This is a genomic window from Pseudomonas asturiensis, from assembly GCF_900143095.1.
GTDB lineage: Bacteria > Pseudomonadota > Gammaproteobacteria > Pseudomonadales > Pseudomonadaceae > Aquipseudomonas > Aquipseudomonas asturiensis.
On sequence record NZ_FRDA01000006.1, the window covers coordinates 95,550 to 110,657 of the forward strand.

Here is a 15,108-nt window from a genome sequence, read left to right on the forward strand (position 1 = left end):
TACATCAGCACCTCGCGAAGCGGCCTGATTATCCGCTAGCATGACGCTCTGTTTCCTTGTCACTGCGACCCGCCATGCCGTCCCCGCGTACGTCTGCCGTCAAACGCATCACTCTGGCCAACGGCCTGAGCGTGGTGCTGTGTCATGAGCCACGGCTCAAACGCTGCGCCGCTTCGCTGCGGGTTGCGGCGGGCAGTCATGATGTGCCCCAGGCATGGCCGGGGCTGGCGCATTTTCTGGAGCATCTGTTCTTTCTGGGCACCGAGCGTTTCACCGACGAGCAGAACCTGATGACCTTCGTGCAGCGCCACGGCGGTCAGCTCAATGCCAGTACGCGAGAACGCACCACCGACTTTTTCTTCGAACTGCCGCCTGCCGTTTTTGCCGACGGCCTGGAACGCCTGTGCGACATGCTCGCTCAGCCACGCATGGCCATGGCGGACCAACTGCGGGAGCGCGAGGTGCTGCATGCCGAGTTCATCGCCTGGCGCGGGGATGCCGAAGCCCGCCAACAAATCCACTTGCTGGCGTCGATCAATCCACACCACCCGTTACGCGGGTTTCACGCGGGCAATCGCTACAGCCTGTCGGTGCCCAACCCTGCGTTTCAGCAGGCCTTGAAGGCCTTCTACCAACGCTTTTATCAGGCCGGGCAAATGACGCTTTGCCTGAGCGGCCCGCAGTCACTGGCTGAGCTGGAAAGCCTGGCGATGCGCTACGGTGTGTCGTTCGCAACGGGCAAGCGCGTCGAGCAACAGTCTGCGCCTCCACTGGCTGAACACGCCACGCCCGTGCTGGAAACCGATGCGCAGCGCCTGCATCTGCTGTTCGCTTGCGACGGCTTGCCGGAAAAGGCTGACGAAGCCGTGGCGTTTCTGTGCCATTGGATGAATGCCGCCAAGCCGGGCGGTCTGGTGGCCACGTTGAGTGAACGAGGTCTGATTGACGCGTTGAAAGCCGCGCCGCTGTATCAGTTTGGCGAGCAATTGTTGCTGGAGGTGAGCGTTGATAAAGGCTTCGCGAACAAGCTTTCGCCCGCAGAAGCGGCGGGGCTGTCGCTCGACTGGCTGGCTTTTTTCAAACTGAACTGGCCCTCGTTGGTAGAGGAATACCGGCGTATTCAGCACCGTCAGTTGCAGGTCTGCGGTACCTTGGCGCTGGCGCATCATTATTGCCGCGATCTTCCGGCAACACTCAGCGAGCAAGGCGGCGAGGCGTTGCGAGCGTTGCTGGATCAACTCGGCCCTGAAACGCTGATCAATGTTCAAGGTGTGGATAACCCGGCAGGCGAGCCTGACGACTGGCACCTGCCTGCGCCCAACCCGTTTTTAACGGGCGATTCAGCACCTCGGCCGCTCGCCGCCGAAGCCGCTGTATACCTGCGCTGGACGTTGCAACACCCACAGCCCAGACTCTGGCAGGTACTCAACGACAGCCTGAAAGACCTCATTGAGGAGGCCCGACAGGCCGGGGTCGCGTTGGCGTTCAGTGAATACGGCACGTACTGGCAACTCAGACTGAACGGCCTGCACGAGCCGTTCGCTGCCATTATCGAACACTGCCTGAATCGCCTGAAGCATCCGGCACCTGAAGCACTGGCCCGCTACGCACGGCCTGCAAACGAGCCGGCACTGATCCCGATTCGTCAGTTGCTCAAACGGCTGCCTGATCATTTTTTAGCCAGCCCTTCCGGCCAGGAAACCGATGACCTGCAAAGCGTCTGGGCCAGCTCAAACTGGACAAGCTTTGCTACAGGGTTGCCCACCGACGGCCAGCACCGTGTCGAAGAGGCGCTGCAAGGCATGCCTGGCGAACCGCAGGCGCATCTGGCGATATCAACCACCTGCAGCCCGGGCAAGCGTTGGCAGACAGAAGCCTCGTCTTCCCCGGAAAGCGCCGTGCTGTTGTTTTGCCCGGCAGCCAGCGCATCCGCCCGGGATGAGGCCGCCTGGCGCCTGCTCGCGCATCGAATTCAAGCGCCGTTCTACCACCGGCTTCGGGTCGAATTGCAGCTGGGTTACGCGGTGTTCAGCGGCATCCGGCAGATAGACGGCACCACAGGGCTGTTGTTTGGCGTGCAATCGCCGTCGTGCAGCGTCGATCAGTTGGTCGCGCACATCGAGGCTTTTCTGGAAGGGCTTCCTGACCTGATACACAACGCCGATCTGGCCGAGCAGCGCCAGGCCTTGATCACGCAGCAGGACGTTTCCACGCTGTCTCACGAGCAAGTCGCAGAAACGCGCTGGCAAGCGCACCTTGCCGGCCATACTGAAAGGCACAGGCTTGATCTGCACAACGCGCTGTCAAATCTGGATACACACTCTTTAGCCACGGCCGCCCGCGCACTGTGCGATGCCGACGCGGGCTGGCTGATCCTGGCCAATCGCCCGCCAGCCACGGCGTTCAAGGATCGTTACCTGAACGGTAACGGTCTTTCATAAAGATTTGAGCACTGCCAAATTGTTAAATTGAGTAACATAGCTCCCTAAGCATCTGAACGTATGCCGTTGCTGGCGCACTAAGATGTAGTCACCAACCGCTGCACTATCTGAAGGAGTGTTTTTATGTCGTGGACTAAACCTGCTTACACTGATCTGCGTATCGGCTTCGAAGTCACCATGTACTTCGCCAGCCGTTGATTTCAGTGCGCTGCAAAGCCTCGGTTCGCCGGGGCTTTTTTTATTGTCGGGCTGCTTTGGTTTTTTGTTTCGGGTCATGTGGTAGGGAGCTGACATGTACATCCAGATTTTAGGTTCCGCTGCCGGTGGTGGTTTTCCCCAGTGGAACTGCAACTGCGTCAACTGCGCAGGTTTTCGCGACGGCAGCCTGCGGGCGCAGGCGCGCACTCAATCCTCCATTGCCCTGTCCGACGACGGCGTGAACTGGGTACTGTGCAACGCCTCGCCGGACATCCGCGCTCAACTGCAGAGCTTTGCGCCGATGCAACCGGGCCGTGCGCTGCGCGACACCGGGATCAGCGCCATTGTGCTGATGGACAGCCAGATCGACCACACCACCGGTTTGTTGAGCCTGCGCGAAGGCTGCCCGCATCAGGTATGGTGTACCGACATGGTCCATGAAGACCTCAGCACGGGCTTTGCGCTGTTCGAGATGCTCAAGCACTGGAACGGCGGCCTGGACTGGCACCGCATCGAGCTGCAAGGCAGCTTTGTGATTCCGGCCTGCCCGAACCTGCGGTTTACGCCGTTTCCGCTACGCAGCGCCGCGCCGCCTTATTCCCCTCACCGTTTCGACCCGCATCCGGGCGACAACATCGGTTTGCTGGTGGAAGACACCCGCACTGGCGGCAAGCTGTTCTATGCGCCGGGCCTGGGCAAGGTCGATGACGCGCTGGCCGAAAAGATGCGCGACGCCGACTGCCTGCTGGTCGACGGCACGATGTGGGACGACGACGAGATGCAGCGTCGTGGCGTGGGCACTCGCACTGGCCGGGAAATGGGCCATCTGGCACAAAACGGTCCTGGCGGCATGCTCGAAGTGCTGGAAGGCTTCCCGACCCAGCGCAAGGTGCTGATCCACATCAACAACACCAACCCGATCCTCGACGAAGACTCTTCGGAGCGCGCCGAGCTGGTCCGCCGCAACGTTGAAGTTGCTTTCGATGGCATGAGCATCGAGCTTTAGGAGCCGACATGAGCGAAGCCACTGCACTGTCTCCCGCCGAATTCGAGCAGGCCTTGCGGGCCAAGGGCGCGTATTACCACATCTACCATCCCTATCACGTTGCCATGTACGAAGGCCGTGCGACCCGCGAGCAGATTCAGGGCTGGGTCGCCAACCGCTTTTATTATCAGGTGAACATTCCGCTCAAGGATGCCGCGATTCTGGCCAACTGCCCGGACCGCGAGATTCGTCGCGAATGGATTCAGCGCCTGCTCGACCACGACGGTGCACCCGGCGAAGACGGCGGCATTGAAGCCTGGCTGCGTCTGGGTCAGGCCGTCGGCCTGGACCCTGATCAGTTGCGCTCCCAGGAGCTGGTGCTGCCAGGCGTGCGCTTTGCCGTGGATGCCTACGTGAATTTTGCCCGCCGCGCCAACTGGCAGGAAGCGGCCAGCAGCTCGTTGACCGAGCTGTTCGCGCCGCAGATTCACCAGTCGCGTCTGGACAGCTGGCCGCAGCATTACCCGTGGATCGACCCGCAAGGTTACCAATATTTCCGCACGCGCCTGGGCCAGGCACGTCGCGACGTAGAACATGGTCTCGCGATTACGTTGCAGCACTACACTACGTATGAAGGCCAGCAGCGCATGCTGGAGATCCTGCAGTTCAAGCTCGACATTCTGTGGAGCATGCTTGATGCCATGTCCATGGCTTACGAATTGAACCGCCCGCCGTACCACAGCGTCACAGACCAGAAGGTCTGGCATAAGGGAATCGCGCTATGAACGTTCATTCCAAGAAAGACAATTCGAATCCGGAACGCCTGTCATTTCGCAACAAAGTCCCCACATGGCGACAAGGCTATCGCTTCCAGTTCGAACCGGCCCAGAACGCCAACGTGGTGCTGTACCCGGAAGGCATGATCAAGCTCAACGACAGTGCTGGCTTGATTGGCGGTCTGGTCGATGGAAAGCGAACCATCGCCGCCATCATCCAGGACCTGGAGCACAAATTCCCCAACGTCCCCGAGCTGGGCATGGATGTCGATGACTTCATGAAACACGCTCAGGAAAAACACTGGATCACCCTTGACTGAACTGACGCTTGCCACCGCCAGCCCACTGATACCGCCCAGGCCGGAGACCGGCCTGCCGCTGTGGTTACTGGCTGAACTGACCTACCGTTGCCCGCTGCAATGCCCGTATTGCTCGAACCCGCTCGACTTCGCGAAACAGGGTCAGGAGCTGACCACCGAGCAGTGGTTCAAGGTGATGCAGGAAGCCCGACAGATGGGAGCCGCGCAGATTGGCTTTTCCGGTGGTGAACCGCTGGTGCGTCAGGACCTGGCCGAACTGATCGCCGAAGCGCGACGACTGGGCTTTTACACCAACCTGATCACCTCGGGCATTGGCCTGACCGAAGAGAAGATCATCGCATTCAAGGAAGCCGGTCTGGACCATATTCAGATCAGCTTTCAAGCCAGCGACGAGCAGGTGAACAACATGCTCGCAGGTTCGAAGAAAGCCTTCGCGCAGAAGCTGGAAATGGCCCGTGCGGTGAAGAAGCACGGCTACCCGATGGTGCTGAACTTTGTTACCCATCGGCACAACATCGACAGGATCGACAAGATCATCGAGCTGTGCCTGGCCCTTGAAGCGGACTTCGTCGAACTGGCCACGTGTCAGTTCTATGGCTGGGCGCACCTGAACCGGGTTGGTCTGTTGCCGACCAAGGATCAACTGGTGCGCGCCGAAGCGGTCACCAATGAGTACCGGGAACAGCTCGAAGCGGAAAATCATCCGTGCAAGCTGATCTTCGTCACACCCGATTACTACGAAGAACGTCCCAAGGCCTGCATGAACGGCTGGGGCAGCATCTTCCTGACCGTGACGCCGGACGGCACCGCCCTGCCCTGCCATGGCGCACGCCAGATGCCGATCCAGTTCCCGAACGTGCGCGACCACAGCATGCAGCACATCTGGTACGACTCGTTCGGTTTCAACCGTTTTCGCGGTTATGACTGGATGCCCGAGCCTTGCCGTTCGTGTGATGAAAAGGAAAAGGATTTCGGCGGCTGCCGCTGCCAGGCCTTCATGCTGACCGGCGACGCGGCCAACGCCGACCCGGTGTGCAGCAAGTCCCCGCACCACGGGATGATCACGCAGGCTCGCGACGAATCCGAGACCGCCACCCAAACCATCGAAGAGCTGGCCTTTCGCAATGAACGAAACTCACGACTCATCGCCAAATCTTCCTGAACGGCTTTCTGCCGCCCAGGCGGTCGCCGCTGGCGTAGATTTCGCCGAACTGGATGTCAGCTCGGCGGGCCTGTTCTGGAATGAATACCGACCCGCAGACGGCGCGTGCCGCCTCTGGCACTGGTACGCGGGCACCACGCGCTGCCTGACGCCTGATGGCTTCAGTGTGCGCAGCCGGGTCTACGAGTATGGCGGCGGTTCGTTCTGCCTGGCCGATGACGCCCTGGTGTTCGTCAACGAACGCGACCAGCAGCTTTATCGCCAACCCCTCGATGGCAGCACGCCTGTTCCGCTGACTCAGGGTGACAAGCGTTACGGCGGCGTGTTTTACACCAACGGCCAGATTCTCGCGGTCGAGGAAGATCACAACATCCATCGACTGGTCGGCATCGAGCTGGCTGACGGGCAACGCGAACTGCTGGCCGAGGGCGCGGACTTCTATGCCTCGCCAGTGGTCAGCGCCGACGGCAAGCGACTGGCCTGGATCGAATGGCAACGCCCGCATCAGCCCTGGACATCGACCCGTCTCCTGTGTGCACAACAACAGGATGACGGCAGTTGGGGCCCGGCGCGTTGCGTTGCCGGCGACGAGACCGACGAGTCGTTGCAGCAACCGCGCTTCGACGCTCAAGGCCGGTTGTACTGCCTGACGGATCGGGCCGGGTTCTGGCAGCCGTGGGTCGAATCGTCGACAGGGTTTGCGCCCTTGCCAGCGGCTAAGGCGGACCATTCCCCCGCCCCATGGCAGCTTGGAGGATGCACCTGGCTACCGCTCAGCGACGGTTTTCTCGCCAGTTGGTCGCAGGATGGCTCGGGACTATTGGGGCTGATTCAGGCCGACGGTTCAGTCACTGATTTCAGCGCTGGCTACAGCCGCTTTCGCAGCCTGGCGATGGATGAGGAATACATTTATTGCATCGCCGCCTCGGCCGTAAGCACTTCGGCAGTGCTGGCCATTTCGCGCAGCGACCAAAGCGTGCAGGTTCTGGCGGGCGGCGGTGCGCCGTTGCCGCCGGAACAGATCAGCCGACCCGAACCGCTTCGCTATCCCAGCGGCGGCGCAGAGGCCTTCGGCTATTTCTATCCAGCAATGACAGATACAGATACGCCGCCGCTGGTGGTCTTCATCCATGGCGGGCCTACCTCTGCGTGTTACCCCGTTCTGGATCCGCGCATTCAGTACTGGACCCATCGCGGGTTTGCCGTGGCCGATCTCAACTACCGGGGCAGTACCGGTTATGGCCGTGACTATCGCCAGAGCCTGCACCTGACCTGGGGCATAGCCGACGTCGAAGACGCCTGCGCGGTGGTCGCCCACCTGTCAGCGCGAGGCTTGATTGATGCCAGCAAGGCATTCATTCGCGGCGGTAGCGCCGGGGGCTACACGACGCTGTGCGCGTTGGCGTTTCAGGATGTCTTCCGTGCGGGCGCAAGCCTGTATGGCGTCAGCGATCCGATCGCACTGGCGCGCGCAACACACAAGTTCGAAGGTGATTATCTGGACTGGCTGATCGGTGATCCGGTCAAGGATATCGAACGCTACAAGGAGAGAACGCCCTTGTCGCATGCCGACACCATCAACGTACCGGTCATCTTCTTCCAGGGAGAACTGGACGCTGTCGTCGTACCCGAGCAGACCCGCGACATGCTCAAGGCCTTGCAGGACAGAGGCATCCAGGCAGAGGGTCACTTTTACCCGGACGAGCATCATGGCTTCCGCAAGGCTGCAAACCTGGCAGATGCACTGGAGAAAGAGTGGCGTTTTTATCGTGAGGTGTTAGACGGGGCCGTTTGATCGTCCCCATATCGGGAACGATCAAACCTGGTGCAGCACGGCGCGATGCCGGACTGCTGCACCACAGGCTACTTACGCGAAACGATGATGTAGATCGCGTGGATGATGCCCGGGATGTAACCCAGCAGGGTCAGCAGGATGTTCAGCCAGAAAGCACCGCCCAGACCTACTTGCAGGAACACACCCAGCGGGGGCAACAGAATGGCGAAGATGATACGAATGATGTCCATGGGAAGCTCCTGATTGATTGGCTCTGATTGGCCATACAGCTAATCGACCCTTGGCATCAATGAGGGTTCCACCCGCTCTGGCACGAAGCCATTATTCTTGGGAATAAGAGGCTCGAAGAACCTGCTTCCCAGTATCTGAAAAAGCCGCGAAACGCCGCCTGCAAAAAACGCAGACAAAGAAAACCCCGCATAAGCGGGGCTTTCCAGACTGTTTCCCTGACATCCTTTTCTTCCCACCTTCCTGGCAGGCATCCCTACGTGTCCCTTTTATGTCTTATTGCGCATCCTGCGCTACGTCCATGGATTTAGAGTAACTTTGGATCCCACCTAAAGGAAGAGGCCAAATGTCAGCACGGCGTGTAAGCATTTGCTTACACGTCGTCATATTTCAAAACTGCTCGGCGCTCAACATGAACAATGACTCACTGCCAGCACGCACCGATGCGTTCAGCGAATGGATACGCGGCAGCAGGCGCGCGAAGTAGAAACGCGCCGTACCCAGCTTGCTGGCATAAAAATCTTCCTGCGCTTCCTTGCCGACAGCGGCCTTGGCCATCATCGCCCACATGTAGGCATAGGCCGTGTAACCGAACAGGTGTAAATATTCCACAGACGCAGCACCAATCTCATTGGGGTTGCTGCGTGAGCGATCCAGAATCCAGTGCGTCAGTTCGTCGAGCATGTCGAGCGCTGCGGCCAGCGGGCGAGTGAATTCGCCAAGCGAGCTGTCGGCGTCGGAAATGAACTGACGCACTTCATCGGAGAACAACTGGTAGAACGCACCACCCGAACCGACGATCTTGCGACCGACCAGATCCAGCGCCTGAATGCCGTTGGTACCCTCGTAGATCTGCGTGATGCGCACGTCGCGCACCAATTGCTCCTGGCCCCATTCACGAATGTAACCATGGCCGCCAAACACTTGCTGACCATGTACGGTGGTTTCCAGCCCCACATCAGTCAGGAAGGCCTTGGCGACGGGCGTCAGCAGCGCCACCAGATCGTCGGCGCGCTTGCGATCCGCGTCGTTCTCGCTGAACTTGGCGATGTCCAGTTGCAGCGCAACGTAACTGGAGAACGCACGGCCACCTTCGTTGAAGGCCTTCATGGTCAGCAGCATGCGCCGCACGTCCGGATGGACGATGATCGGATCAGCGGCCTTGTCCTTGTTCTGCGCACCGGTCGGTGCCCGGCTTTGCAGGCGGTCGAGGGCGTATTCCACAGCGTTCTGATACGAGCGCACGCCAGATGCCAGGCCTTGAATGCCCACACCCAGACGCTCGTAATTCATCATCGTGAACATGGCCGCCAGCCCCTTGTTGGGCTCGCCGATCAGATAACCAATGGCGTCATCGAAGTTCATCACGCACGTGGCCGATGCCTGAATGCCCATCTTGTGCTCGATGGAGCCACAGCTCACGGTGTTGCGCTCACCCACGCTGCCGTCGTCACCGACCATGAACTTGGGCACCAGAAACAGCGAGATGCCTTTCGGGCCTGCTGGCGCGTCCGGCAGCTTGGCGAGCACCAGATGGATGATGTTTTCGGTCAGGTCATGCTCGCCGCCGGTGATGAAAATCTTGCTGCCGGTGATCTTGTAGGAACCGTCGGTCTGCGGATCGGCCTTGGTGCGAATGATGCCCAGGTCGGTCCCGGCATGGGCTTCGGTCAGGCACATCGATCCACACCACAGGCCCGAATACATGTTTGGCAGGTACTTGGCCTTGAGCGCTTCAGTGGCGTGGGTGTTGATCGACACACAAGCGCCGGAGGTCAGCATCGGGTACAGGCCGAAAGCAAGGCTTGCCGAGTTGAGCATTTCCTCAACCTGGGCCGACACCACCTTGGGCATGCCCATGCCGCCGAAATCGGGGTTGCCGCCCACACCGACCCAGCCGCCTTCGGCGTAGGTGCGATAGGCCTCAGGAAAACCCGCCGGCGTCGTCACGACGGTGTCTTTCCAGTGGCAGCCTTCCTCGTCACCATTACGGCTCAACGGCGCGATGGTCTTGCTGGTGACCTTACCGGCTTCTTCAAGAATGGCGTCGACGGTTTCAGCGTCGACCGTTTCGGCCAGCGCCGGCAGTTGAGCCCAGAGTATGGAAACCTCGAACACTTCATTGAGGACGAAGCGCATATCGCGCAGCGGCGCTTTGTAGTCAGCCATGGCAAACCTCGTGAACACGGAGCGTGAGACCTGTAAGTGCTGATCTGCCCCGGTCGGGAATGCGGATCAGCCGTCGATAGTTCCGAGTCTACCCGAACAACATTTCAGACACATAGGGTCGTGTCATGACTATAAAGTCATAACAGGTCACTGCTTGAAAACACTGTGTTCAGGTGGCCGCTTCAGTGGTTCGCACGGCGCCACGGCGGTTTTGCTGCTGATGGGAAATCACGCAGTTGCGCCCGGCCCCTTTGGCGGCGTAGAGCGCCTGGTCAGCCGCTTTCAGGACTTCTTCGGGGGTGCGATGTTCCGGCTGACGTTCGGCGACGCCGATGCTGACCGTCACCGATACCGTGCCGGTATGCGCGCCGCTACGGCGCTGCCTTCCCTGCTGGTCGTCCTGAGGCCGACTGTCCTTGTTGCGCAGCTGAATTTCGTAATTGGCGATGGACTCGCGAATCGCTTCCAGATGCGGCAAACACTCATCGATGGTCTTGGCGGCAAACACGATGGCGAATTCTTCGCCACCATAGCGGTATGCCTTGCCGCCGCCATTGCTGATCTTCGACAGTTTGCTGGCCACCAGACGCAATACCTGGTCGCCCACGTCGTGGCCGTGGGTGTCGTTGAATTTCTTGAAATGGTCGACGTCACTCATCGCCAGCACATAATTGCGCCCCAGGCGCTGCATACGCTCGTTGAGCGCACGACGTCCAGGCAAGCCGGTCAGCTCGTCACGGAAGGCCATCTGATAGGCCTCATGGGCGACAGCGGCGGCAATCATCAGCATCACCTGGCTGCACAGAATATTCAGCGTGAAGGGCAGGATGAAGGTCTTGGGCAGTGCCCAGAACAAGCCCAGCAGCCCGACGATCTGCGCCGCATGCAACGGCCGGGGCTTTTCCAGGTACTGCCAGATCAAGACTGCGAACGAAATCAGAAACATCGCGTACGACAACTGGATCAGGCTCATCCACGCGCCATGCAACGCCGGCCAGCGGATGTCGGCCAGCCAGGCCTGCAATTCCACCGGATAGCTCTGCTCAAGCCCCAGCGCCACACTGCCCACGGCCAGCAGCACCGCGAGCCGGGCAACCATGTCCTGGAACAAATGCGTACGCTCCTCCCAGGCGGCGTACAACCCGTAGAGCACCGGCAGCAACAGGCAGACCAGATGAAAGATCACCGCGGCATCTTCCCGAACCTTGCCGAAGTCGCGGTAATAGTCGGTCTGGGTGTCGAGCAGGTAATAGGCGATGTACACGGTGATCATCAGGAACAGTTCGCGCTGACGCCGGTAGACACCGCAGTACGCACCGCCCAACAGCAGCACCAGAGTGGGCAGCACGTTGAACAGTGAGGTAAAGAATACGTTCAGGTCTTTGACGTAAGCAGCCGCCAGCCCCGCCACCAGCAATGCCAGTGATGGTAGAAAATGACTCAGTCGCGCAGCAGATGGACGTAACAAAAGAGGCTGTCTCCTTGCCTGAACCCGAGTCATCACCCGAATTAATAGCATTGTGCCTTCATCCTGAAAACAATGCATTCAGCAGGATTGATCAGTGACTGAGTCTGTAACGGCAGGAGAGTGAAAAGGTTTATGGATCGAGGGCAGATAGCCCTGTAACACTGAGTGATCACAGGCTGGAGGCTTCAGCCCGCGCCTCAAGCGCGGGGCACGATCAAGATCAAACGCCCATAAAAAAGCCGCCTGATCGACGATCAGGCGGCCTGGGTGACTCGGAACCGACTCAGTAAGCCAGACCGAAATCCTCTTCTTTCATGTCCATCAGGTTACCAGCACCCGAGAGGATGGCGGCAACGTGAGTGCGGGTGCGCGGCAGAATACGCTGAAAGTAGAAGCGTGCGGTCTGGATCTTGGCGCGGTAGAACGCTTCGTCCGATGTACCGGCTGCCAGCTTCTCGGCCGCAAGACGTGCCATGTCGGCCCAGAAGTAGGCAAGGCACGCGTAACCCGAATACATCACGTAATCGACCGACGCAGCGCCGACTTCTTCGCGATCCTTCATGGCGGCCATGCCCACTTTCATGGTCAGTTCGCCCCACTCCTTGTTCAGCGCCGCCAGCGGGGTCACGAACTCCTGAACGGATTCGTTGCCTTCGTTGTTCTGGCAGAACTTGTGCACGATTTTGGTGAAGCCCTTGAGCGCTTCGCCTTGGGTCATCAGGACCTTGCGGCCCAGCAAATCAAGCGCCTGGATACCGGTGGTGCCTTCGTACAGCATGGAAATACGGCTGTCGCGAACGTTCTGCTCCATGCCCCACTCGGCGATAAAGCCGTGGCCGCCGTAGATCTGCACGCCGTGGTTGGCGGCTTCGAAGCCCACTTCGGTCATGAAGGCCTTGGCGATCGGGGTCATGAAGGCCAGCAGTGCATCGGCTGCTTTCTTCTGGTCTGCGTCTTCGCTGTATTTGACAATGTCGACCTGCTTGGCCGTGAAGTACACCATGGCACGCGTGCCCTCGGCGAACGCCTTCATGGTCAGCAGCATGCGACGTACGTCCGGGTGGACGATGATCGGGTCAGCGGCTTTTTCCGGCGCTTTAGGACCCGTCAGCGAACGCATCTGCAGACGCTCGCGGGCATATTTCAAGCCGCCCTGGAACGCGATTTCAGCGTGCGCCAGACCTTGCAGTGCAGTGCCCAGACGCGCCGTGTTCATGAACGTGAACATGCAGTTCAGGCCCTTGTTCGCCGGGCCGATCAGGTAACCGGTAGCACCGTCGAAGTTCATCACGCAAGTGGCGTTGCCGTGGATGCCCATCTTGTGTTCGATCGAACCGCAGCTCACTGCGTTGCGCTCGCCAACGCCGCCGTCGGCCGCCGACAGGAACTTGGGCACGATGAACAGCGAAATACCTTTGGTGCCCGCCGGAGCATCCGGCAGACGCGCCAGCACGATGTGGACGATGTTATCGGCCATGTCGTGTTCGCCAGCGGAGATGAAGATCTTGGTGCCGGACACTTTGTAGGTGCCGTCAGCCTGAGGCTCGGCCTTGGTGCGCAGCATGCCCAGGTCGGTGCCGCAGTGTGGCTCGGTCAGGCACATGGTGCCGGTCCATTCGCCGGACACCAGTCGGGTCAGATACGCCGCTTGCTGCTCGGGCGTGCCATGCTCGGAAATGGTGTTCATCGCGCCATGTGACAGACCTGGGTACATGCCCCACGACCAGTTGGCTTCGCCAACCATCTCGCTGACTGCCAGACCCAGCGACTCAGGCAGGCCCTGACCGCCGTGCTCGACGTCATGCGCCAGGCTCGGCCAGCCGCCTTCGACGAATTGCTGATACGCCTGCTTGAAACCGGTCGGCGTCTTCACGCCCGATTCGCTCCAGGTACAGCCTTCGGTATCGCCTACCCGGTTCAGCGGAGCCAGCACCTGTTCACAGAACTTGGCGCCCTCCTCAAGAATGGCGTCGACCATATCAGGGGTAGCGTCCTGGCAGGCGGGCAGACTCTGATAGTGCGCTTCGTAACCGAGCAGTTCGTCACGAACGAAACGAATATCACGCAAGGGGGCCTTGTAATCAGGCATAGCGATAAACCTCTGCTGATGAATCCTGGAACGAATGACCGGGCGGTGACTGGAAGCATACTCCCAGGACCAGACAATCTCGTATGCCTTACGGTCAAACAGGTGTTTGAAACATACGTTTACGCCCAAACCTTGTCAATAGCGGCACATGAACCATTCGTCCACGCTGCTGCAGACCGCGCAGGCAAAGGGGTACAACGTCATGTAGACGATAACGGGAAGTCTAGCCGAGGGAATAAGGGTTGCAGCGGTGATACAGGACGGTGATACAGGAAGATTCAGAAGATAACGCCGTGCACGGAAGGCACGGCGTGAGGGTGTGGCAAGCCGTTACTCAGGCAAAGGTATCGATCAACGTGCCAAGCGCTTCGTCGCTCGCGCGCTGTGAGGCAAGCCCGGCTTCGATCTGCGATTTGCCTGCGGCCATTTCAACGATGTTGGCAGGCAGGTCGGAACGCTGGCTGCGGTCGACCGAACGCAGGTTCTCGAGCTGGAAGTCCGAAGACTGGCTTCTGCCCGACACCTCAATGTTGCTGCTGGCGATCTGCGTGGCTGCCTGATCGACACGGCTCTGCCCGACCTGCATGGCGCTCAGACCTGGATAGAGGGTGTTGTTCATGGTGATTTGCATAAGCCGATCCTCAGTTCAAAAAGCGAACACGTGTCATTGAACCAGCAAATGCCCGGAAACGCTCGACAAATAGACTAATGGCACTAGGCCTGTTAATAGCCTCAGTCTTGAAAATCTCAAAACCGCCATACGTGTCAGCAACATAGCGCCGCTGTCAGTCGAGCAGCTCCAGATGAAGACATTGCGCCACATTATCGGCGCTGGCCTTTTTCAACCGTGGTACACGCCCCAGACAGGGTGCAGGCAGACGCTCGGCCAGGGTGGCAAGATTCTCTTCGAGGCGCGAGGTCTTGCCATCGGTGACGTTCGCAACCCAGCCAGCCAGGTGCAGCCCGTCTCTGGCAATGGCCTCGGCCGTCAACAACGCATGGTTGATGCACCCCAGGCGTACGCCCACCACCAGAATCACCGGCAGGCCCAGCGCGATGGCAAGGTCGGACAGATTGCTCTGATCGGCCAGCGGCACTCGCCAGCCTCCCGCGCCTTCGATCAGGGTGAAGTCCGCCTGCTTGTTCAGAATATGCTGCATGGGCTGCAGCAGGGAGCGAACGGTCAGCGCCACGCCAGCCTCACGGGCCGCCAGATGCGGGGCGATGGCCGGCTCGAACGCCACCGGGTTCACTTCGTCGTAACTCAGCGGGATGGAACATTCGGCCTGCAACGCCAACGCATCCGCATTGCGCAGCCCTTGCGGCGTGACGACGCAACCTGATGCCACGGGCTTGCCTGCAGCCGTGCTCAGGCCGTTCAACCTCGCGGCATGCAGCAAGCCGGCCGCGACCGTGGTCTTGCCGGCATCGGTGTCGGTTCCGGTGATGAAATACGCAACGCTCATCTCGGCGGTCT

The 15,108-nt window shown here is 59.8% G+C and carries 12 protein-coding genes and 1 pseudogene; 7 read left to right on the forward strand and 6 right to left on the reverse strand.

Translation table 11 applies throughout. The features are described 5' to 3' along the window. Positions 1–74: 74 nt before the first annotated feature. From pqqF to BUB69_RS12750, 7 genes and pseudogenes are all read left to right on the forward strand, one after another. Positions 75–2,428, forward strand: a pseudogene (gene pqqF, locus BUB69_RS12720) (pyrroloquinoline quinone biosynthesis protein PqqF). A gap of 136 nt (positions 2,429–2,564) precedes the next feature. Next, positions 2,565–2,639 carry a pyrroloquinoline quinone precursor peptide PqqA gene (gene pqqA, locus BUB69_RS12725; RefSeq protein ID WP_003422658.1) on the forward strand — a complete coding sequence of 25 codons (75 nt, stop codon included), beginning with the start codon at positions 2,565–2,567 and terminating at the stop codon, positions 2,637–2,639. Positions 2,640–2,733: 94 nt separating this feature from the next. After that, a complete protein-coding gene (gene pqqB, locus BUB69_RS12730) occupies positions 2,734–3,645 on the forward strand; it encodes a pyrroloquinoline quinone biosynthesis protein PqqB (RefSeq protein WP_073167035.1) in 912 nt (303 codons plus the stop codon). 8 nt (positions 3,646–3,653) lie between these two features. Continuing rightward, complete coding sequence (pqqC, locus tag BUB69_RS12735; protein ID WP_073167038.1) at positions 3,654–4,409, forward strand: pyrroloquinoline-quinone synthase PqqC; 756 nt, start codon at positions 3,654–3,656, stop codon at positions 4,407–4,409. Positions 4,410–4,447: 38 nt separating this feature from the next. Further along, the gene (gene pqqD / locus BUB69_RS12740) at positions 4,448–4,720 is read left to right on the forward strand and encodes a pyrroloquinoline quinone biosynthesis peptide chaperone PqqD (RefSeq protein ID WP_245825285.1); all 273 of its coding nucleotides are present in this window, start codon (positions 4,448–4,450) and stop codon (positions 4,718–4,720) included. Then, positions 4,713–5,882 carry a pyrroloquinoline quinone biosynthesis protein PqqE gene (gene pqqE, locus BUB69_RS12745; protein WP_073167044.1) on the forward strand — a complete coding sequence of 390 codons (1,170 nt, stop codon included), beginning with the start codon at positions 4,713–4,715 and terminating at the stop codon, positions 5,880–5,882. Before pqqD ends, pqqE begins: the two co-directional genes overlap by 8 nt. Beyond that, on the forward strand, positions 5,845–7,677 hold the full coding sequence (locus BUB69_RS12750) for a S9 family peptidase (protein ID WP_073167046.1): 1,833 nt from the start codon (positions 5,845–5,847) through the stop codon (positions 7,675–7,677). Before pqqE ends, BUB69_RS12750 begins: the two co-directional genes overlap by 38 nt. A 68-nt stretch (positions 7,678–7,745) precedes the next feature. On the opposite strand, the gene BUB69_RS12755 is transcribed toward BUB69_RS12750, so the two are convergent. From BUB69_RS12755 to bioD, 6 genes are all read right to left on the reverse strand, one after another. Beyond that, positions 7,746–7,907, reverse strand: coding sequence for a YqaE/Pmp3 family membrane protein (locus tag BUB69_RS12755; protein ID WP_032610758.1), 162 nt, complete (start codon positions 7,905–7,907; stop codon positions 7,746–7,748). A gap of 388 nt (positions 7,908–8,295) precedes the next feature. Continuing rightward, positions 8,296–10,074: an acyl-CoA dehydrogenase C-terminal domain-containing protein gene (locus BUB69_RS12760; protein ID WP_073167049.1), complete on the reverse strand. Its 1,779-nt coding sequence runs from the start codon at positions 10,072–10,074 to the stop codon at positions 8,296–8,298. Between the two features lie 169 nt (positions 10,075–10,243). Beyond that, on the reverse strand, positions 10,244–11,542 hold the full coding sequence (locus BUB69_RS12765) for a GGDEF domain-containing protein (RefSeq protein WP_073167053.1): 1,299 nt from the start codon (positions 11,540–11,542) through the stop codon (positions 10,244–10,246). 283 nt (positions 11,543–11,825) lie between these two features. Further along, the gene (locus BUB69_RS12770; RefSeq protein WP_073167056.1) at positions 11,826–13,631 is read right to left on the reverse strand and encodes a phenylacyl-CoA dehydrogenase; all 1,806 of its coding nucleotides are present in this window, start codon (positions 13,629–13,631) and stop codon (positions 11,826–11,828) included. 334 nt (positions 13,632–13,965) lie between these two features. Further along, on the reverse strand, positions 13,966–14,262 hold the full coding sequence (locus BUB69_RS12775) for a hypothetical protein (protein ID WP_024688168.1): 297 nt from the start codon (positions 14,260–14,262) through the stop codon (positions 13,966–13,968). A gap of 154 nt (positions 14,263–14,416) precedes the next feature. Continuing rightward, a complete protein-coding gene (gene bioD, locus BUB69_RS12780; RefSeq protein WP_073167059.1) occupies positions 14,417–15,097 on the reverse strand; it encodes a dethiobiotin synthase in 681 nt (226 codons plus the stop codon). Positions 15,098–15,108 lie beyond the last annotated feature (11 nt).

Coding starts and splice junctions, on each gene's coding strand:
- BUB69_RS12755 (WP_032610758.1), bottom strand. CDS start 7,907: ATGGACATCATTCGTATCATCTTCGCCATTCTGTTGCCCCCGCTGGGT.
- BUB69_RS12770 (WP_073167056.1), bottom strand. CDS start 13,631: ATGCCTGATTACAAGGCCCCCTTGCGTGATATTCGTTTCGTTCGTGAC.
- bioD (WP_073167059.1), bottom strand. CDS start 15,097: ATGAGCGTTGCGTATTTCATCACCGGAACCGACACCGATGCCGGCAAG.
- pqqB (WP_073167035.1), top strand. CDS start 2,734: ATGTACATCCAGATTTTAGGTTCCGCTGCCGGTGGTGGTTTTCCCCAG.
- BUB69_RS12760 (WP_073167049.1), bottom strand. CDS start 10,074: ATGGCTGACTACAAAGCGCCGCTGCGCGATATGCGCTTCGTCCTCAAT.
- pqqC (WP_073167038.1), top strand. CDS start 3,654: ATGAGCGAAGCCACTGCACTGTCTCCCGCCGAATTCGAGCAGGCCTTG.
- BUB69_RS12775 (WP_024688168.1), bottom strand. CDS start 14,262: ATGCAAATCACCATGAACAACACCCTCTATCCAGGTCTGAGCGCCATG.
- BUB69_RS12750 (WP_073167046.1), top strand. CDS start 5,845: ATGAACGAAACTCACGACTCATCGCCAAATCTTCCTGAACGGCTTTCT.